Origin of the sequence: Lysinibacillus xylanilyticus (genome assembly GCF_001708185.1) — a bacterium.
Lineage (GTDB): Bacteria > Bacillota > Bacilli > Bacillales_A > Planococcaceae > Lysinibacillus > Lysinibacillus xylanilyticus_A.
Genome location: NZ_MDDN01000018.1, coordinates 20,955 through 38,253 on the forward strand (window position 1 = coordinate 20,955; position 17,299 = coordinate 38,253).

The 17,299-nt window shown below is 38.5% G+C and carries 14 protein-coding genes; 1 reads left to right on the plus strand and 13 read right to left on the minus strand.

Going from position 1 to position 17,299, the window contains the following annotated elements; all coding sequences use genetic code 11:
- Nucleotides 1-96: 96 nt before the first annotated feature.
- From ftsX to BFJ97_RS20370, 6 genes are all read right to left on the minus strand, one after another.
- On the minus strand, nucleotides 97-981 hold the full coding sequence (ftsX, locus tag BFJ97_RS20345) for a permease-like cell division protein FtsX (RefSeq protein ID WP_068986474.1): 885 nt from the start codon (nucleotides 979-981) through the stop codon (nucleotides 97-99).
- Entirely contained in the window at nucleotides 971-1,657 is a 687-nt protein-coding gene (gene ftsE / locus BFJ97_RS20350) for a cell division ATP-binding protein FtsE (protein ID WP_068986475.1), read from the minus strand. The genes ftsX and ftsE overlap by 11 nt, the downstream gene beginning before the upstream one ends.
- A 269-nt stretch (nucleotides 1,658-1,926) precedes the next feature.
- On the minus strand, nucleotides 1,927-3,120 hold the full coding sequence (locus tag BFJ97_RS20355) for a DUF4097 family beta strand repeat-containing protein (protein ID WP_068986476.1): 1,194 nt from the start codon (nucleotides 3,118-3,120) through the stop codon (nucleotides 1,927-1,929).
- Nucleotides 3,121-3,553: 433 nt separating this feature from the next.
- Nucleotides 3,554-6,418 carry an excinuclease ABC subunit UvrA gene (gene uvrA / locus BFJ97_RS20360; protein ID WP_068986477.1) on the minus strand — a complete coding sequence of 955 codons (2,865 nt, stop codon included), beginning with the start codon at nucleotides 6,416-6,418 and terminating at the stop codon, nucleotides 3,554-3,556.
- Nucleotides 6,419-6,425: 7 nt separating this feature from the next.
- Complete coding sequence (uvrB, locus tag BFJ97_RS20365) at nucleotides 6,426-8,405, minus strand: excinuclease ABC subunit UvrB (RefSeq protein WP_068986478.1); 1,980 nt, start codon at nucleotides 8,403-8,405, stop codon at nucleotides 6,426-6,428.
- 636 nt (nucleotides 8,406-9,041) lie between these two features.
- Entirely contained in the window at nucleotides 9,042-9,284 is a 243-nt protein-coding gene (locus tag BFJ97_RS20370) for an IDEAL domain-containing protein (RefSeq protein WP_068986479.1), read from the minus strand.
- Nucleotides 9,285-9,509: 225 nt separating this feature from the next.
- Between BFJ97_RS20370 and BFJ97_RS20375 the strand changes: the two genes are divergently transcribed.
- Complete coding sequence (locus BFJ97_RS20375; RefSeq protein WP_068986480.1) at nucleotides 9,510-10,019, plus strand: competence protein ComK; 510 nt, start codon at nucleotides 9,510-9,512, stop codon at nucleotides 10,017-10,019.
- A gap of 83 nt (nucleotides 10,020-10,102) precedes the next feature.
- Here BFJ97_RS20375 and prfB read toward each other — a convergent pair.
- The 7 genes from prfB to fliS all read right to left on the minus strand — a co-directional run bounded on the left by prfB (nucleotide 10,103) and on the right by fliS (nucleotide 17,292).
- A protein-coding gene (gene prfB, locus BFJ97_RS20380) for a peptide chain release factor 2 (RefSeq protein ID WP_263297355.1) occupies nucleotides 10,103-11,207 on the minus strand; the annotation gives its coding sequence in 2 pieces (ribosomal slippage) (nucleotides 10,103-11,131 and nucleotides 11,133-11,207; 1,104 coding nt in all).
- Nucleotides 11,208-11,470: 263 nt separating this feature from the next.
- Entirely contained in the window at nucleotides 11,471-12,010 is a 540-nt protein-coding gene (locus BFJ97_RS20385) for a competence protein ComK (protein WP_068986481.1), read from the minus strand.
- Between the two features lie 476 nt (nucleotides 12,011-12,486).
- A complete protein-coding gene (gene secA, locus BFJ97_RS20390) occupies nucleotides 12,487-14,997 on the minus strand; it encodes a preprotein translocase subunit SecA (RefSeq protein ID WP_068986482.1) in 2,511 nt (836 codons plus the stop codon).
- Nucleotides 14,998-15,135: 138 nt separating this feature from the next.
- Nucleotides 15,136-15,687, minus strand: a complete 552-nt coding sequence (hpf, locus tag BFJ97_RS20395; protein ID WP_068986483.1) for a ribosome hibernation-promoting factor, HPF/YfiA family — start codon at nucleotides 15,685-15,687, stop codon at nucleotides 15,136-15,138.
- A 90-nt stretch (nucleotides 15,688-15,777) separates the two neighbouring features.
- On the minus strand, nucleotides 15,778-16,161 hold the full coding sequence (locus tag BFJ97_RS20400; RefSeq protein WP_068986484.1) for a PilZ domain-containing protein: 384 nt from the start codon (nucleotides 16,159-16,161) through the stop codon (nucleotides 15,778-15,780).
- Between the two features lie 370 nt (nucleotides 16,162-16,531).
- Complete coding sequence (locus BFJ97_RS20405; protein WP_368072755.1) at nucleotides 16,532-16,891, minus strand: flagellar protein FliT; 360 nt, start codon at nucleotides 16,889-16,891, stop codon at nucleotides 16,532-16,534.
- Complete coding sequence (fliS, locus tag BFJ97_RS20410; RefSeq protein ID WP_068986486.1) at nucleotides 16,888-17,292, minus strand: flagellar export chaperone FliS; 405 nt, start codon at nucleotides 17,290-17,292, stop codon at nucleotides 16,888-16,890. Before fliS ends, BFJ97_RS20405 begins: the two co-directional genes overlap by 4 nt.
- Between the last annotated feature and the right edge of the window lie 7 nt (nucleotides 17,293-17,299).

Here is a 17,299-nt window from a genome sequence, read left to right on the forward strand (position 1 = left end):
TATTTTGCTTGATCACCTATTGGGTTGATTTTCGTTACGGACGGCACTTTTCAAGATACTACTGATGGCTTCTTTACTCGTTCCATATCCTTAAAGTTAGATTTTTAAAAACTTACGTACTGACATGAAACTTCCCCAAATACCGATTAGTACACCAATTAGTAATAGAAGCGCACTTACTTGGTACACAAGTGGTGAGAAATCAAGTACTTGAATAAGCTCACCTTTTAAGCGAGGCGCAATAATTCTATATACATTGTGGTAAAGAGTTGCAATCACCGCAATCGGAATAATAGAGCCTAAAAGTCCGAGCCACATTCCTTCTAATAAAAACGGTATGCGTACGAATGAATTCGTTGCCCCTACAAGTTTCATAATTTCTATTTCATCACGACGTGCAATAATCGTAATTCGAATCGTATTAGAAATTAAGAAAATGGCTGTAAACAATAATCCTAAAATGAGCACTACACCTACGTTACGGCTAGTATTTAAGAAGTTGAAAAGCTTTTCTACTTTGCCTTCACCATACATAACATCATATGTATACTCAAATTTATCAATTTTCTTGGCTACAGCAGCTGTTTGCTGAGGATCTGAAGCCTTCACATAAATAACATTACGTAATGGGTTACTTTGTTCAAATAGTTTAAAATCGTCCCCAAAATCTTTTACTAATTTAGTTAACTCATTTTCCTTTGTCGAATAACTCATCTCTTCGACACCTGGCAATTTCTTTATTTTTTCCATGAGTGTTTTTTCAGCAGCTTTATCAGCTGTTTCATCAATTAACACTTTAATTTCAACATCATTCTCTAAATCATTTGCTACTTTATTTAAATTCATCATAATAAGCGCAAATACGCCTACTAATATTAATGTAACTGTAACCGCACTCACTGAGGCAATGGTCATCCAGCTGTTACGACCAAGTGACTTTACACTTTCTCGGAGATGACGTTTCAACGTACTAAATTTCATAGCCGTAATCACCTCCGTGCTCATCACGTACAATCATGCCGCCTTCAATGGCAATTACCCGACGACGAATCGTATTCACGATTTCTCGGTTATGGGTTGCCATTACAATCGTTGTACCTCGTGCATTAATTTCCTCAAATAAATTCATAATGTCCCACGATGTCTCAGGATCAAGATTCCCAGTAGGTTCATCTGCAATAACGACCTTTGGCACATTAACAACAGAACGCGCAATCGAAACACGCTGCTGTTCACCACCTGAAAGTTCATTAGGGAACATTCTTGCCTTATTCTTCAGTCCCACTAATTCCAAAACCTCCATTACTCGGCGACGGATTTCCACTGGGTCCTCCTCAATTACCTCTAGTGCAAACGCTACGTTTTCATAAACATTCAAACGAGGGAGCAGTTTAAAATCCTGGAATACAACGCCAAGCTGGCGACGTAAAAAAGGTACCTTTTTATTTTTCAATGTAGCTAAATCTATGCCATTAACAATAATCTCGCCCGAAGTAGCTTTTTCCTCGCGGTACATTAATTTAATGAATGTCGATTTACCTGCACCACTTGGACCTACAACGTAGACAAATTCACCTTGCTTTATGTTAACGGAAATCCCATTTGTCGCAACTACGCCATTTGGATACTTCTTTGTCACATTTTTCATTTCTATCATATTTAAACCACCTAAATCTCTTACTTATAGTAAGAGGTATTTCATTTACTATTATAGCACTCTATTTCTATTTTTTTATTACAGTTTCATTTCATTCCGTGGCAGTTCCTTCTATTTCGTTCTTTCATTGCCATTAAAAAAAACGAAAATGATAGGAAAATCGACATAAAAAGACAGAAATCGATTTTAATGTAGAGAAGTCGATTCCTGTTTGACAATAAAAAAACATTCAAGCTATGCTTTTTTACATAGCCTGAATGCATTTATACTTAAATATGCTGCTCGTCAGTTGTTGTATAACGTACTAAAACTGCCCCTGTTTTGGATTCACCTTCAATAAATAGACGATTGGCATTCTCTACTTCTTTATCAAAACGTACTACCTTTGATAAGAATTGATCCTGTGATTCAATCTTTGAGGCATCTTGAATACCAACATCTACTTTACCAAAATTCGTAACAATTTTACCGCTGATCGATATTGTACGTGGCACATACAATTCAACAGCTCCTGCAACTGTTTGCGCTTTGATTTTTGATGAATTTGTAGAGCAAGTTGTGACAACAACATGTCCATTGACCGATTTTGCTTCAACTTCATCCAATGCGCCATCTAAATATACACGACCATTCAATGTTTCAGCTTCTAAATCTTTACCACGGACATTTGTTAATTCAATTGAACCATTAGAAGAATCCACTTCTGCCTTTCCAAAATTAAACTTAGAGCCTTTAATTGCACCGTTTAATGTCTTTACTTTTAATTGCTCAAAATCCGTATCTTGTAAAGTAACACTACCGTTCATTAAACGTACCGATAATTTGTCCAATTTATCCTTTGGTACTAGTACTTTAACATTTACTTGAACAAGTTTGAGTTGACTTAAAATTCGTAGTGAACCTTCATTCTCCTTCACAACGAATTGCTCTAAGAAATGAGCGCGTGTTTCTTCTTCACTGTCATTAACTAGTGGTGCCTTCACCTTGCAAATGACTTGGAAGCTATCACCTTCAGTAGATTCCACTGCAAAATTGCCATTCGGTAATTCAGCAACTATATTTTCTACCTGTTCTGCCGCAACTTCTTCTGTATGTGTAAACTCTACTTTATCCCCAAACGGAGAAGATACATCAAATTCTTTTACCTTTTTCACTGCTGTATTCATCATATCCATAAAGAGTGAACCAATTTGTGTTAAATCTTTACGAAAATCTCGCATTTCTTCTTCGAAATATTTAGTGAAATCCTCGTCTTTTTTCTTGTGTTCATCTTTGTGACTTTCATCTTTAAATAATGACTCATTCTCTGTTGAGGAATGCTGGCCCTCATTTGACACATTATTCATAACATGTTGAGTGGACTTGCTAGGTTGCTCTAATGCTTCAAATAATGTAATCGCCTCTTGCGCTGTAATTGTTCCTTTTTCCACAAGTTCTAAAATTCGTTGACGTTCATTTTGCATAACTAAAATAGCCTCCCTCAGTTCGTTATACTATTTATACGAATCATTTTGTGAAAAGTTTCACCATTAAAATGAAAATTTTGGAGATACATCTTTTTTTAAGCTTAGAGGTGAGTGTGCCGTTCATAAATCTTAAAAAGGTCCATCACTAAAATTTTTCAAAACGTATGCCATGTATATCAGTTGATTGGAGTGGAGGCTGGGCGACTCCTTGGGGATCAGCGTCACAGATGAGACCCTGGAGCGAGCAACGCGAGTGAAGCGGCTCATCGGACGCCCCCAGGAAAGCGCCCAGTCGGAACGGAAATCAACCACACGTTATGGTAATGATCCAGTATTGACTCATAATTGTATTTCTATGTAATAAAAAAGTTCGCAACTCCCCCTTCGGAAAGTGCGAACTTTTTTAGAGAACAATGCGTAATTCGACGTTTTATTGAGAAGCCTTTTCTAAAACAGCTTCCATACGCATACGATCTCGTGTCAATATTGGCTTTAAATACTTCCCTGTATAAGAGCCACTTACTTCAGCGACTTCTTCTGGTGTACCTGTTGCAACAATTGTACCACCTTTGTCGCCACCTTCAGGTCCCAAATCGATAATGTAGTCTGCTGTCTTGATGACATCTAAATTATGCTCGATCACTAACACCGAATCGCCATTTTCTACAAGACGCTGTAATACAACGAGTAGACGTGCAATATCATCCGCATGTAAGCCCGTTGTCGGCTCATCTAAAATATAGAATGATTTCCCTGTTGAACGACGGTGTAATTCAGAGGCTAATTTTACACGCTGTGCCTCGCCACCAGATAAGGTTGTGGCAGGTTGTCCTAATTTCATATAGCCTAACCCAACATCCACGATGGTTTGTAGCTTACGTTGGATTTTCGGAATATTTTCAAAGAAAACTACTGCGTTTTCAATCGTCATATCTAAAATATCTGCAATGCTCTTATCTTTATATTTCACTTCAAGTGTTTCACGGTTATAGCGTTTCCCATGGCAGACTTCACATGGCACATAAACGTCTGGTAGGAAATGCATTTCAATTTTTATAATACCGTCACCACGACAAGCTTCACAGCGACCTCCCTTAACGTTGAAGCTAAAGCGACCTTTTTTATAGCCTCGTACCTTCGCCTCATTTGTTGCTGCGAAAACATCTCGAATATCATCAAATACACCTGTATAAGTAGCCGGATTAGAGCGAGGTGTACGACCGATTGGTGATTGATCAATATCAATAACCTTTTCAAGCTCATCAATCCCCGTTACTTCTTTATGTTCACCTGGCTTCACCTTTGAACGATTAAGCTTTTGAGCCAATGATTTATATAAAATTTCATTAATAAGTGTTGACTTACCTGACCCCGAAACCCCTGTGACGGCAACGAATAATCCAAGAGGTATATCGATTTTCACATTTCGAAGATTATTTTCCTTGGCACCTTTAATCGATAATTTACGACCATTTGGCTTACGACGCTCAATTGGCAATGGAATAAATTTCTTACCACTTAAATATTGCCCCGTCAAAGACTTTTCATTTTCCATTACTTCCTGTGGTGTCCCTGCCGCTACAATTTGACCACCATGTACACCTGCACCAGGACCAACATCAATGAGATAATCCGCCGCTAGCATTGTATCTTCATCGTGCTCGACAACAATAAGTGTATTACCAATATCACGCATATTTTGCAATGTACTAATGAGACGGTCATTATCACGTTGATGTAAGCCGATAGATGGTTCATCTAGAATGTAGAGGACACCTGTTAAGCGTGAGCCAATTTGTGTCGCAAGACGAATTCTTTGAGCTTCTCCCCCTGAAAGTGTCCCTGCTGCTCGACTTAATGTTAAATAATCTAATCCTACGTTTACGAGGAAGCCTAATCGTTCTTCAATTTCGCGTAAGACAAGTCGTGCAATTTTCATATCCTTTTCTGATAAATCCAGATCCTTGAAAAATGTATCTGCTTCCTGAATCGAATACTGTGTAACTTCACCAATATGCTTATCTGCAATTTTCACAGCTAAAGTTTCCTGCTTTAAACGATAACCTTTACAAGAAGGACATGCTTGCTGTGCCATATATTTTTCCATCTGTTCACGCACGTAATCAGAAGTGGTCTCCTTAAAACGTCGCTCCACATTACGCACAACACCTTCAAATTCAATCATTTGATCTCGCACATTGCCAAACTCATTTTCATAATGGAAGTGGATTTTATCTTTACCAGAACCATATAAAATTTTATCCATCTTTTCTTTCGGAAGATCCTTTACTGGTACATCCATTGGGATATCATAATGATCACATACTGCCTTTAATAACTGTGGGTAATATTGTGAGCTTGTTGGTTCCCACGGTGCTATTGCATGCTCTAATAAAGAACGGTCCCAATCTGGTACTACCAAATCAAGATCTACCTCTTGTGTTGATCCTAAGCCATCACAGCTTGGACAAGCTCCAAATGGACTGTTAAATGAAAACATGCGAGGCTCTAGCTCACCGATAGAAAATCCACATAATGGACAGGCATGATGCTCACTAAATAATAATTCCTCATGTTCCATCACATCGACAAGTACGCGCCCTTCTGCTAAGCGTAATGCTGTCTCTAAAGAATCGCTAAGACGTGCAGCAATACCTTCCTTCATCACAACACGGTCCACGACTACTTCAATCGAATGCTTTTTGTTTTTATCGAGATCAATCGCATCATCTAAATCACGTAGCTCGCCATCGATACGCACTCGAACAAAGCCTTGCTTTTTTAGATCCTCCAGTAACTTCACATGCGTCCCCTTGCGTCCAGATACCATTGGGGCAAGCAGCTGCATTTTCGTTCTTTCTGGGTAAGATAATAACCGATCGACCATCTGCTCAATCGTTTGGGAAGTAATTTCAATGCCATGATTTGGACAAATAGGCTTACCGATACGTGCATAGAGCAAACGTAAATAATCATAGATTTCCGTTACTGTACCAACTGTAGAACGGGGATTACGGCTCGTCGTTTTTTGATCGATCGATATAGCAGGAGATAATCCCTCAATCGCATCGACGTCTGGTTTATCCATTTGTCCGAGGAATTGACGAGCATAAGCTGAAAGAGATTCTACATAACGACGTTGTCCTTCGGCATAGATCGTATCAAACGCTAATGATGATTTCCCTGAGCCAGATAAACCGGTTAACACTACTAGTTGATCACGTGGAATTGTGACATTGATATTTTTTAAATTATGTGCTCGCGCGCCCTGCACGACTATTTCAGTATTTTTCACAAGCCATTCACCCTTCTGCCTTCAATTCAAATATTGTATCGCGCAGCTCAGCAGCACGTTCAAAATCTAGCGCTTTTGCTGCTTCCTTCATTTCTACTTCTAGAGAAGCAAGTAATTGCTCTTTTTCCGCTTTCGTCAGCTTCTTACCTTTTGTCGCCTTCGTTACATAAGACGCTTCTCCCTCTGCCACCTGTGTCGCACGGATCACATCAGGAATCTTCTTAACAATCGTTTTCGGTGTAATGCCATGCTCCTCGTTATACGCCATTTGCAGTGTTCGACGACGCTTCGTTTCCTCAATTGCCTTTTTCATCGAATCTGTCATATTATCTGCGTACATAATGACATGACCATTAGCATTACGTGCGGCACGTCCAATTGTTTGAATGAGTGAACGCTCTGAACGTAAAAACCCTTCCTTGTCAGCATCTAAAATAGCTACAAGCGAAACCTCAGGAATATCTAGCCCTTCTCTCAATAAGTTAATACCAATGAGAACATCATAAGTACCTTTGCGAAGCTCACGAATAATTTCAATTCGCTCTAGCGTCTTAATTTCTGAATGTAAGTATTCCACCTTTAAGCCCATTTCTTTCAAATAAGCCGATAAATCCTCTGACATTTTTTTCGTCAATGTTGTAACTAGGACTCGTTCATCACGGGCAATACGACCTTGAATTTCATCGATTAAATCATCAATTTGCCCTTCAATAGGACGTACGTCAATTTGTGGATCAAGCAGCCCGGTTGGACGAATAATTTGCTGCGCCATTTCCGGAGTATGCTCAAGCTCATACGGGCCTGGTGTTGCTGATACATAAATAGCTTGATGTATATGTTTCTCAAATTCTTCAAAACGTAAAGGGCGGTTATCTAGTGCTGATGGCAAACGGAATCCATGCTCAACTAGCACACCTTTACGTGCTTGGTCACCATTATACATTCCTCGAACCTGTGGCAATGTAACGTGACTTTCATCGACAACAAGTAAAAAATCCTCAGGGAAATAGTCAAGTAACGTATATGGAGTTGCCCCCGCTTCACGCAATGTTAAATGACGCGAGTAGTTTTCGATACCTGAGCAAAAGCCCATTTCACGCATCATTTCTAAATCGTAGCGAGTACGTTGCTCTAAACGCTGTGCCTCTAATAATTTATCCTCTGCACGTAATAGAGTTAAACGCTCCTCCAACTCTTTTTCAATATTTTCAATGGCCTTTAGCATTTTTTCTTCTCGTGTAACGAAGTGAGATGCTGGGAAAATAGCTACATGATCACGATCCGCTAGTATTTCACCAGTTAACGCATCCACCTCGCGAATTCGATCGATCTCGTCCCCGAAAAACTCCACGCGGATACAATGCTCATCACGAGATGCAGGGAATATTTCCACTACATCGCCACGTACCCGAAACGTCCCACGTGTAAAACTCACATCATTACGTTCATACTGTACATCGACCAGTTTTCGAAGCAACTGATTACGTTCAATTTCCATTCCGGTACGCACTGATACGACCATTTCACGATATTCTTCTGGAGAACCTAGACCATATATACAGGACACGGATGCAATAATAATGACATCATCACGCTCGAATAATGAAGATGTTGCAGAGTGACGCAACTTATCAATTTCATCATTAATGCTTGAATCTTTCTCGATATAAGTATCCGTCTGCGGTACATAGGCCTCTGGCTGAAAGTAATCATAGTAGCTAACAAAGTATTCAACGGCATTATTAGGGAAGAACTCTTTAAACTCACTATATAATTGACCCGCTAAAGTTTTATTGTGTGCCATAATAAGTGTCGGTTTTTTTACCTGTTTAATGACATTAGAAATAGTAAACGTTTTTCCTGTGCCTGTTGCACCGAGCAATGTTTGATGACGTTTACCTGCACGTACACCCTCCACTAATTCTGCAATTGCTTGTGGCTGATCCCCATTTGGCGTATATGGCGCTTGTAAATCAAATGTTTGCACACATGTCCCCGTCCTTTCCTACCAATTTGATACATATATTTTAGCATAGCACTATTAAAATTTCGAACATTTAACGAACGAATGTTTGTAAAATTTTATTCTTTTGCTACAATGAGATGAATATTTATAGAACATACGTACCGAAGTGCATACTGACAGCCTATTCATACATTCGACCATTGCGAGAAATAAAAAGTGAAATTCCTTATAGCTTAAAGTGCTATCTGTAAACTTGGAGTTCCTGTTAATAGATTACCCTTTCCAAATGTTAACTAATCGAGATGGGCGGATGGAAATGTATTAGCCTAGAGGCGATTTCCATCGTTTGATGATAGACTCCTCAATTCCTGGGAGATTCGAGCAGATAAGGAGGCGTAAGCTCGGCTAGGCTGAAGAACTGATCGGGTTGACCGAGATATGATCGGGTTACCGCAACATCGGCTCCGCTTGGCCACAGTTCTGATCGGGTTCGACGAAGAATCGCTCGGCCCCTTAAAGATTCGGCTCGGCTTAATACTAAATCCACTCAAGCCATATGAGGTTTCGACGAGTTCAAAGCACCCCAAATCACCAATCTTTCAAAGAAAGTAGCAAAAAAATCCCGCCCTCCATTAAACGGAGAGCGGGCTCGTCATATTATTCACTTGTTACTTGGTGTAACGCTTTTAGTTCGGTTGCGTATAGATGAAAGGCCTTTTCATCTTTTTCATCGAGTGCTCTATCTATCAGAACCATGAGCTGCTCTTCACGATACATACGCTGGATATGATTTATAAATAAATCTAAATAAATCTCGTTTAATAATTTCTCTGCCTCACTTACTTTCTTTGACTGACCAACGGCTTTTAGAAAATCTGTATACGGATAATATTTATCCAACGACCTCACCTCGATCCTTTTCTAAATTATATGAAAATTGAAATTAAAAAGCAATGCTTAAGAACTGAAATTCACTTCGATTTACTATTAATCTCATGCCATTTCATGCAAATTCTCTAAGCAATTGCTTGCTCTACCAATCGCTTTTATTCTTTATCTATATTTTCTGAATTTAATTTTGTGTTTTACACTTCAATAATAAATAGAAAAGGAGGCGCTACATATATGCCAGCAAATTATGTAAATGGATATTTAATGTCTTTTAACACCTACTTACTAGAACCAATTCAGTACAACTCTAAAATTTTCACTCGAGTAATCGACAAGCATAATGAACTGATTGTTACTAGGAAGCCATTGCATGTATTACGAAAATCTTGTATTTCACTAGGAACAACCTATGAGGCAGCAAAACATTCCGCCAAACGCTTCTTCGGCAATCAACATAAACTTCCCATCGTTGTTACTTTTGATTATGGTTACCCATGTATTTTTTTACCAACTTATTCACCAAACTCCATCCACAATATATGGATTGGACTACATGCCATTTCGAATATTGTCCCGAGTAAAATGGGCTGTATCGTCACACTGAAAAACGATCAACAAATTGAACTACCCGTTCAATATGCTTCTATTAGCAAACAATTTGTCAATGCATCGATGCTTTATAAGCATTACATGAATGAACGTAAGCAAATTAGTCAAGACACTCCGTATTATCCACCTTTTTAATAGGACGACCAACCATAGCTAATCTAGCAGAACAAAAAAACCCCTCAGGAGCACAATTTTACTGTGCCTCTGAGGGGCCTTCATTACCCGATTTTTGAACGTAAGTATGCATTAATGAACGGATCTAAATCTCCATCCATCACCGCTCCTACATTACCTGTTTCCTCATTTGTACGATGATCCTTCACCATTGAATATGGGTGGAATACATATGAACGAATTTGTGAGCCCCAGCCGATTTCCTTCTGTTCACCACGGATTTCATCTAGCTGTGCCTGCTGCTTTTCAATCTCTAATTGATAGAGCTTCCCTTTTAACATCGTCATGGCTTTTTCACGGTTTTTAATTTGTGAACGTTCTGCCTGACATTGTACGACAGTACCAGTTGGAATGTGCGTAATACGAACAGCTGAATCTGTTGTATTAATATGCTGACCACCGGCTCCTGTTGCACGATACGTATCAATTTTTAAATCCTCCGTGCGAACTTCAATTTCAATATTGTCATCGAATTCAGGCATAACATCACAAGAAACGAATGATGTATGACGACGGCCCGAAGAGTCAAACGGTGAAATACGTACTAAACGATGAACACCTTTCTCTGCTTGTAAATAGCCGTAAGCATTATGACCCTTAATAGACAATGTTACAGATTTAATACCTGCTTCATCGCCAGGAAGATAATCAACTGTTTCAACTTTAAAGCCACGTTTTTCTGCCCAGCGTGTGTACATACGAAGAAGCATTGAGCCCCAATCCTGAGATTCCGTACCACCAGCTCCTGGGTGTAACTCTAAAATCGCATTGTTTTGATCATATGGACCACTTAATAGTAATTGCAGCTCAAAATCGCCCATTTTCTGCTGGAATTCTACTAATTCTGTGCCCAGCTCCTCCTGTAATTCTTCATCAGGCTCTTCTCTCAATAGCTCTAGCGTCATATCTAAGTTCTCATGTGTTTCCACTAAATCTTTATACTCATTAGCAATTGCCTTTAAGCCATTACTCTCATTAATGATTACCTGTGCGCCTTGTTGATCATCCCAGAAACCTGGCTCAAGCATCATTTCATCTAATTCCTGAATGCGTGCCTCTTTGTTTTCTAAGTCAAAGAGACCTCCTAAAATCCGCCAATTTTTTGGCTGAAGTGTCTAACGCGTTACGTACATCTGCTAATTCTATCATTGTTAAATCCTCCGAACATTTTTAATGGGGCAATCTTGTAAATCTTTTTTTCAATAAAATCATGATGAGTTAACGCAAGGATCGGTATGTGCTTTAATCCCAATGGCTAAGTTCTCATCGCTCTCGAAATGCATTCAAAATGCTCATTTCTCTATTTTTTGTAAGCCCCGTATTTTTTTATTATAACGTTTTTACGTCGGAAAACATACTTTTTTAACATGACAGCATAATTTACATAACTAATTGGACGACAATCATTTGCCTTAAGCTTTATCCTCAAACACAGCACTTCGGGTTGCCATGCGTTGGTATACTTTAACTCGATCATGTTGTCCTAGTAAGTGATTTGTTCGTTTCTCTAATTTATACTTAAGTAAATATGCTCTTTGAATTCTGTTTTCAAATGCTCTGAAACTTAAATCCACAATAATGTCCTTGCCGTTCATAAAATATACTTTTGTATTTTTTTTATCCACAACTTGAAAGTCCTCAATATGCTGGACCGCAAACCATATACATTCAGGATGTAGAGGAGATTTACTTGGAAACCATACAATATTACTTCGTTCATGAACAACTATTGGATTTTTATTCAGTTTTCCAAGTATCATTTTCGATCCATCGAAAGCCCCTCTTAAGCTTGAACCAAAATAGCGTAGATTATAATCCATTAATTTTGTCGGTGCTAATTTTGAAATATATTGATAATCCCTTTCTATCACACGTGTACACAAGTTCCCAAAGGCATCATACTCCGGCATATACAACATCGTTTCACCACTCATAATGTCATCACTATGCATTTTAATCCTCCTAAAATTTATATTTTCCAGTAAAGAGGAGTATATTAATAGAGATATTGGTATACTCCAATGCTCTAGAATTTTTATATCCAAACATGAATCACCCCCTTTATTCAAAGAAAGTAAGTCCACACCGATTTCACACAATAAAACTTTCATACTATTTATACTTTTATAATAAATTAGAAAAAAGTTATAAACGTTACCCTTTTCATTGAACTATTTACCTATTGTTGTAGTATTATGTATCTTTTTCAGAATTATCTATCAATAAAACGAAAAATAGAAAAAGGCTCTTTGCCAAAACATAAAGGGGACTTGCAAGGCGCAATGTGAAGCTTACGCAAAAAATCCCCGCTCCCCTCCCTTTCGGCCAGCTAACTGCCAAACCTGTAGTGATCTTTCACCCAAGTTTCGGGTACTAAAAAAGACCATTTTAACGTATAGTTAAAATGATCTTCTTCGTAATCGTAAAATTATTGACCTGCACCATGGCAGTTTTTAAATTTCTTCCCACTTCCACATGGACATACATCATTACGTCCAACATTTTCAGCCTTACGAACAGGTTGCTTTTTCGGTGCTGGAGAACCATCCTCTTTCGGATTAACAGCTTGACCTTTTGCAACTTCCTCACGCTCTAGGTTACTACGAATTTCTGCCTTCATCGCATATTTCGCTACATCTTCGCGAATGGAATCGACCATCTCCTCAAACATAGCAAAGCCTTCTTGTTGGTACTCACGAAGCGGGTCATTTTGACCATATGCACGAAGATGGATACCTTGACGTAGCTGATCCATAGCATCAATATGATCAGTCCACTTCGTATCAATTGAACGCAATAAAATAACCTTTTCAAATTCACGCATACGCTCTGGTGTAAGCTCTGCCTCTTTTTCATCATAACGCGCATGAACAGCGTCAGAAATTATTCGGTTAATTTCTTCAGCAGATTTGCCTTGGAAATCTTCCACCGTCTGATCATCTTCACCTAGAAGATTTGCACCGACAAAGTCATCAATGGCTTTTAAGTTCCAATCCTTTTGCTCGCCTTGCGTATATAATGCAACAACATTGTCGATTGTTTCTTGAATCATAGACTCAACAAGGACACGCATATTATCTGTTTCTAATACGTCATAACGCTCTTTATAAATAATTTCACGTTGCTGGCGTAACACATCATCATATTGTAATAAACGTTTACGTGCATCGAAGTTATTTCCTTCAACACGTTTTTGAGCTGATTCTACGGCTCTTGAAACAACTTTTGATTGTAGCGGCTGTGAATCATCCATCCCTAAACGCATCATCATAGACTTCATATTATCAGAGCCAAAACGACGCATTAATTCATCTTCTAGTGACAGATAGAATTGCGTAACCCCTGGATTCCCTTGACGACCAGAACGACCACGCAGCTGATTATCGATACGACGAGATTCATGACGCTCCGTACCAATTACCGCTAAACCACCAATCTCCATTACACCTTCGCCAGGCTTAATGTCTGTACCACGACCAGCCATGTTCGTAGCGATTGTTACAGCGCCCTTCGTACCAGCATTAGCAATAATTTCGGCTTCACGCTCATGGTTTTTCGCGTTCAGGACATTATGTGGAATTTTATGTTTATCCAAGAGGTTCGAAATGATTTCAGACGTTTCAATTGCAACAGTACCAACAAGAACAGGTTGTCCTGCTTTATGGCGCTCTGCAATATCTGCCGCCACCGCTTTATATTTTCCTTCCATTGAAGCAAAAATTAAGTCTGGACGGTCATCACGAGCAATCGGCTTATTCGTCGGAATCGCCACAACACTCATATTATAAATATTACGGAATTCTTCTTCCTCTGTTTTCGCTGTACCTGTCATACCTGAAAGCTTTTGATACATACGGAAATAGTTTTGGAATGTAATTGTCGCCATCGTCATTGATTCATTTTGAATCTCTACGCCCTCTTTAGCTTCAATCGCCTGATGTAGCCCATCTGAGTAGCGACGACCTTTCATTAAACGACCCGTAAAGCCGTCAACAATAACAATTTCTCCATCTTGCACAACATAATCAACATCATTATGCATACTTACGTGTGCCTTTAACGATTGGTTAATAGCATGGTTTAAACGTACATGCGTTAAATCAAATAGGTTATCAATACCAAACGCTTTCTCCGCTTTTTCAACACCAGCATCTGTTAACGTAACACCTTTTGTTGACTCTTCATATGTGTAATCCGTTTCCGCACTTAACATACGACAAAACGCATTAGACTGTTTATAAAGCTGCGCTGATTTCCCAGCTTGCCCCGAAATAATTAATGGAGTACGCGCTTCATCAATTAAAATCGAGTCAACCTCATCGATTACGGCATAATGCAACGGACGTTGTACACGTTCTTCTTTATAAAGCACCATATTGTCACGTAAATAGTCAAAGCCTAGCTCATTATTTGTGCTATACGTAATATCAGCTTCATAGGCTGCACGTTTTTCTTCTTTTGACAGGCTGTTCAAGTTTAAACCAACTGATAAGCCTAAGAAATTATACAGATGCCCCATTTCTTCAGCATCACGACTCGCTAAATACTCGTTGACTGTTACAACATGTACACCTTTACCAGTAATGGCATTCAAGTAAACAGCCATTGTAGCCGTTAACGTTTTACCTTCCCCGGTTTTCATCTCCGAAATATTACCTTCATCTAGTGCAGCAGCACCCATAATTTGTACACGGAATGGGTACATCTGTAACACACGCTTTGACCCTTCACGACAAACGGCAAAAGCTTCCGCACGAATCGACTCTAATTTCTCTCCGTCGGCATAACGTTTTTTAAATTCTTCTGTTTTCGCTTGTAATTGTTCATCTGAAAGCTGTGCCATTTGAGAAGCGAATCCCTCAACCTGGTCAGCGATTTTTTCTAATTTTTTTAACTCACGCTTATTGAAATCAAATAATTTATTTAATAGGTTTACCATGAATTTTTTCACTTCCTATATAGTCTCAAAGTTCATTTTACCATTGTGTAACAGTTTCATGCAAACACTGTCACTAGCATGACGATAAAGTCATAAAAAAAGCTCCCGCTATGGCGAGAGCCTTTGTACATATGAAGTTTAAGTTGTTTCGATTAAGCCGTATTTACCGTCTTTGCGTTTGTAGACAATATTTGTGCCGTTTGATTCTGCATCTGTAAAGATGTAGAAATCATGTCCAAGCATATTCATTTGTAATACAGCCTCTTCTTGATCCATCGGTTTTAAATCAAATTGCTTTGTACGAACAATAGAGTACTCATCTTCCTCTGTCGATACATCAGCTACTGCTTGCGTAGTAGCAAAATAAAGGCCTGCACCTTCGCGCTCACGGAATTTACGGTTTACCTTTGTTTTATGCTTGCGAATTTGACGTTCTAATTTATCAACGATTAAGTCAATCGCAGCATACATATCATTATGACGCTCTTCTGCACGAAGAGTTAAGTTTTTCATTGGAATTGTTACTTCCACTTTTGTTTGCTTGTCATTATAAACCTTTAAATTTACGTTAGCATTGGCGTTAATATCTTCGTTAAAATAGCGCTCAACTTTCTCGACTTTGTTCTCAACATACTCTCGAATAGCTGGCGTTACCTCAATATTTTCACCACGAATGTTAAAGTTTAACATGTAAACTCCTCCTTTATAACTGCTATACTTTATATTTCTACACAAGTGTGAGAAATTCCTCTAAAATAATTCTTTTTTTCACAAATTTTTTTAAGAATTAACGTTATTGAGTTTTGCCTCATCCGCTTCTTTTCTTCGGCGCGACTTCAATTCATCGACAATTAAATCTTCAACCGACCCTTGGTTATTGAAATTCACGCCGTACTGCTTGCCATTGCCAAAAGGACGACTCCAAATGATTTCTCCATAAGCTCGTACCTCTATTGTATCAAGAACAAAGCGTAAATCCAAAGGAGGAGGGTTGACACCTAAATCCACCTCAGTAAACATCTTCATACCTCTTGGACTAATATCGAGCAGGTCAGCCATTGCCGTTTGTGCTTGATTCACTTTTCCATTTTCATAGATCGCAAACGTCATTTTAATAGGTTCATCGAATTTAAATCGAAAACCTTCTTGTCGCTTAAATATCATCTACCCACTCCAATACTATTCTAAACATCTATTTAGTTGATTATGACACGATGCATGATTTACATCTAGAGGGAATAAGTAACATATTCTACCGTAAAAAGGGCTATTTTATGACTATTTAAATGATTCCCTTTTGTATGAGATACATCTTGTGTCTTGTCTTTCTTACAAAGAAAAGAGAGGTTAGAAATTTTTCTAATAATAATTGTCGATAATTCGCAAAGTATAGCTATATTTGTAATTCAATTTATTAGCGCTTTATTTCAAATTCTCATATCCATTTTTATTGGAAACAAACACACAAAACCAGGAACTCATTTATAAATGAGTCCTGGTTTTGATGAATAAAATCCTTAAAAGTACTTTTAACTTATTTTTTCCCGTCGTAATACATACCATCCATTACACGGACAGAGCTATACGGATTTAAATATTGCTGCTCAGTTTTTTTAGATTGTTGAACGGTTTTCAAATCTGTTTTAATTGCAGCCATAACCTTTTGTAATCGTTCCTGTATGCCTCGATCAAGTTCCTGTAAATGTTTAATTAATTGATGCCCATCTAAAGATTTTCCTGATTGCTTCAATTCCTCGATTATTGCACCGCGCTCGTCAAGCAAGTCATTTATTTTTTCGATAAATTCTTCTCGATCGTCTCCGTGAGGAATGGTCGACATATGCTCGTAAAGTCTAGCTGAAATAGAGAGCAAACGTTCAACTGGCCCCATCATATTCTGTCGCCATTCCCGTATTGTTGCTGACGATTAATACGAATAACTTCCTTCCATGTATCACGGAATTCCGTCACAAGTCCTTCAACCTCTTCAATTATAGAAATGTCATTTCGAATATTTGCTTCTACTAATCGAGTATTCATATATTCATAGAGTGCCATCATATTTTTGGAAACTTCGATATCCATATTTAGTGTCGCCATTAGCTCACTTATGATTGCCTGTGCTTTTTGAAGGTTAGTATTTTTTTCTTGGATCTTTTTATCTTGAATCGCCAACTTTGCCTTATGCAGAAATTTCAAGCATCCATTATACAGCATTAACGTTAAATCTCCTGGAGAGGCAGTTGTAACACTATTTTGTTTATATGCATTATGAGCCGATGTTTGTGCTGTCAATCAAAGA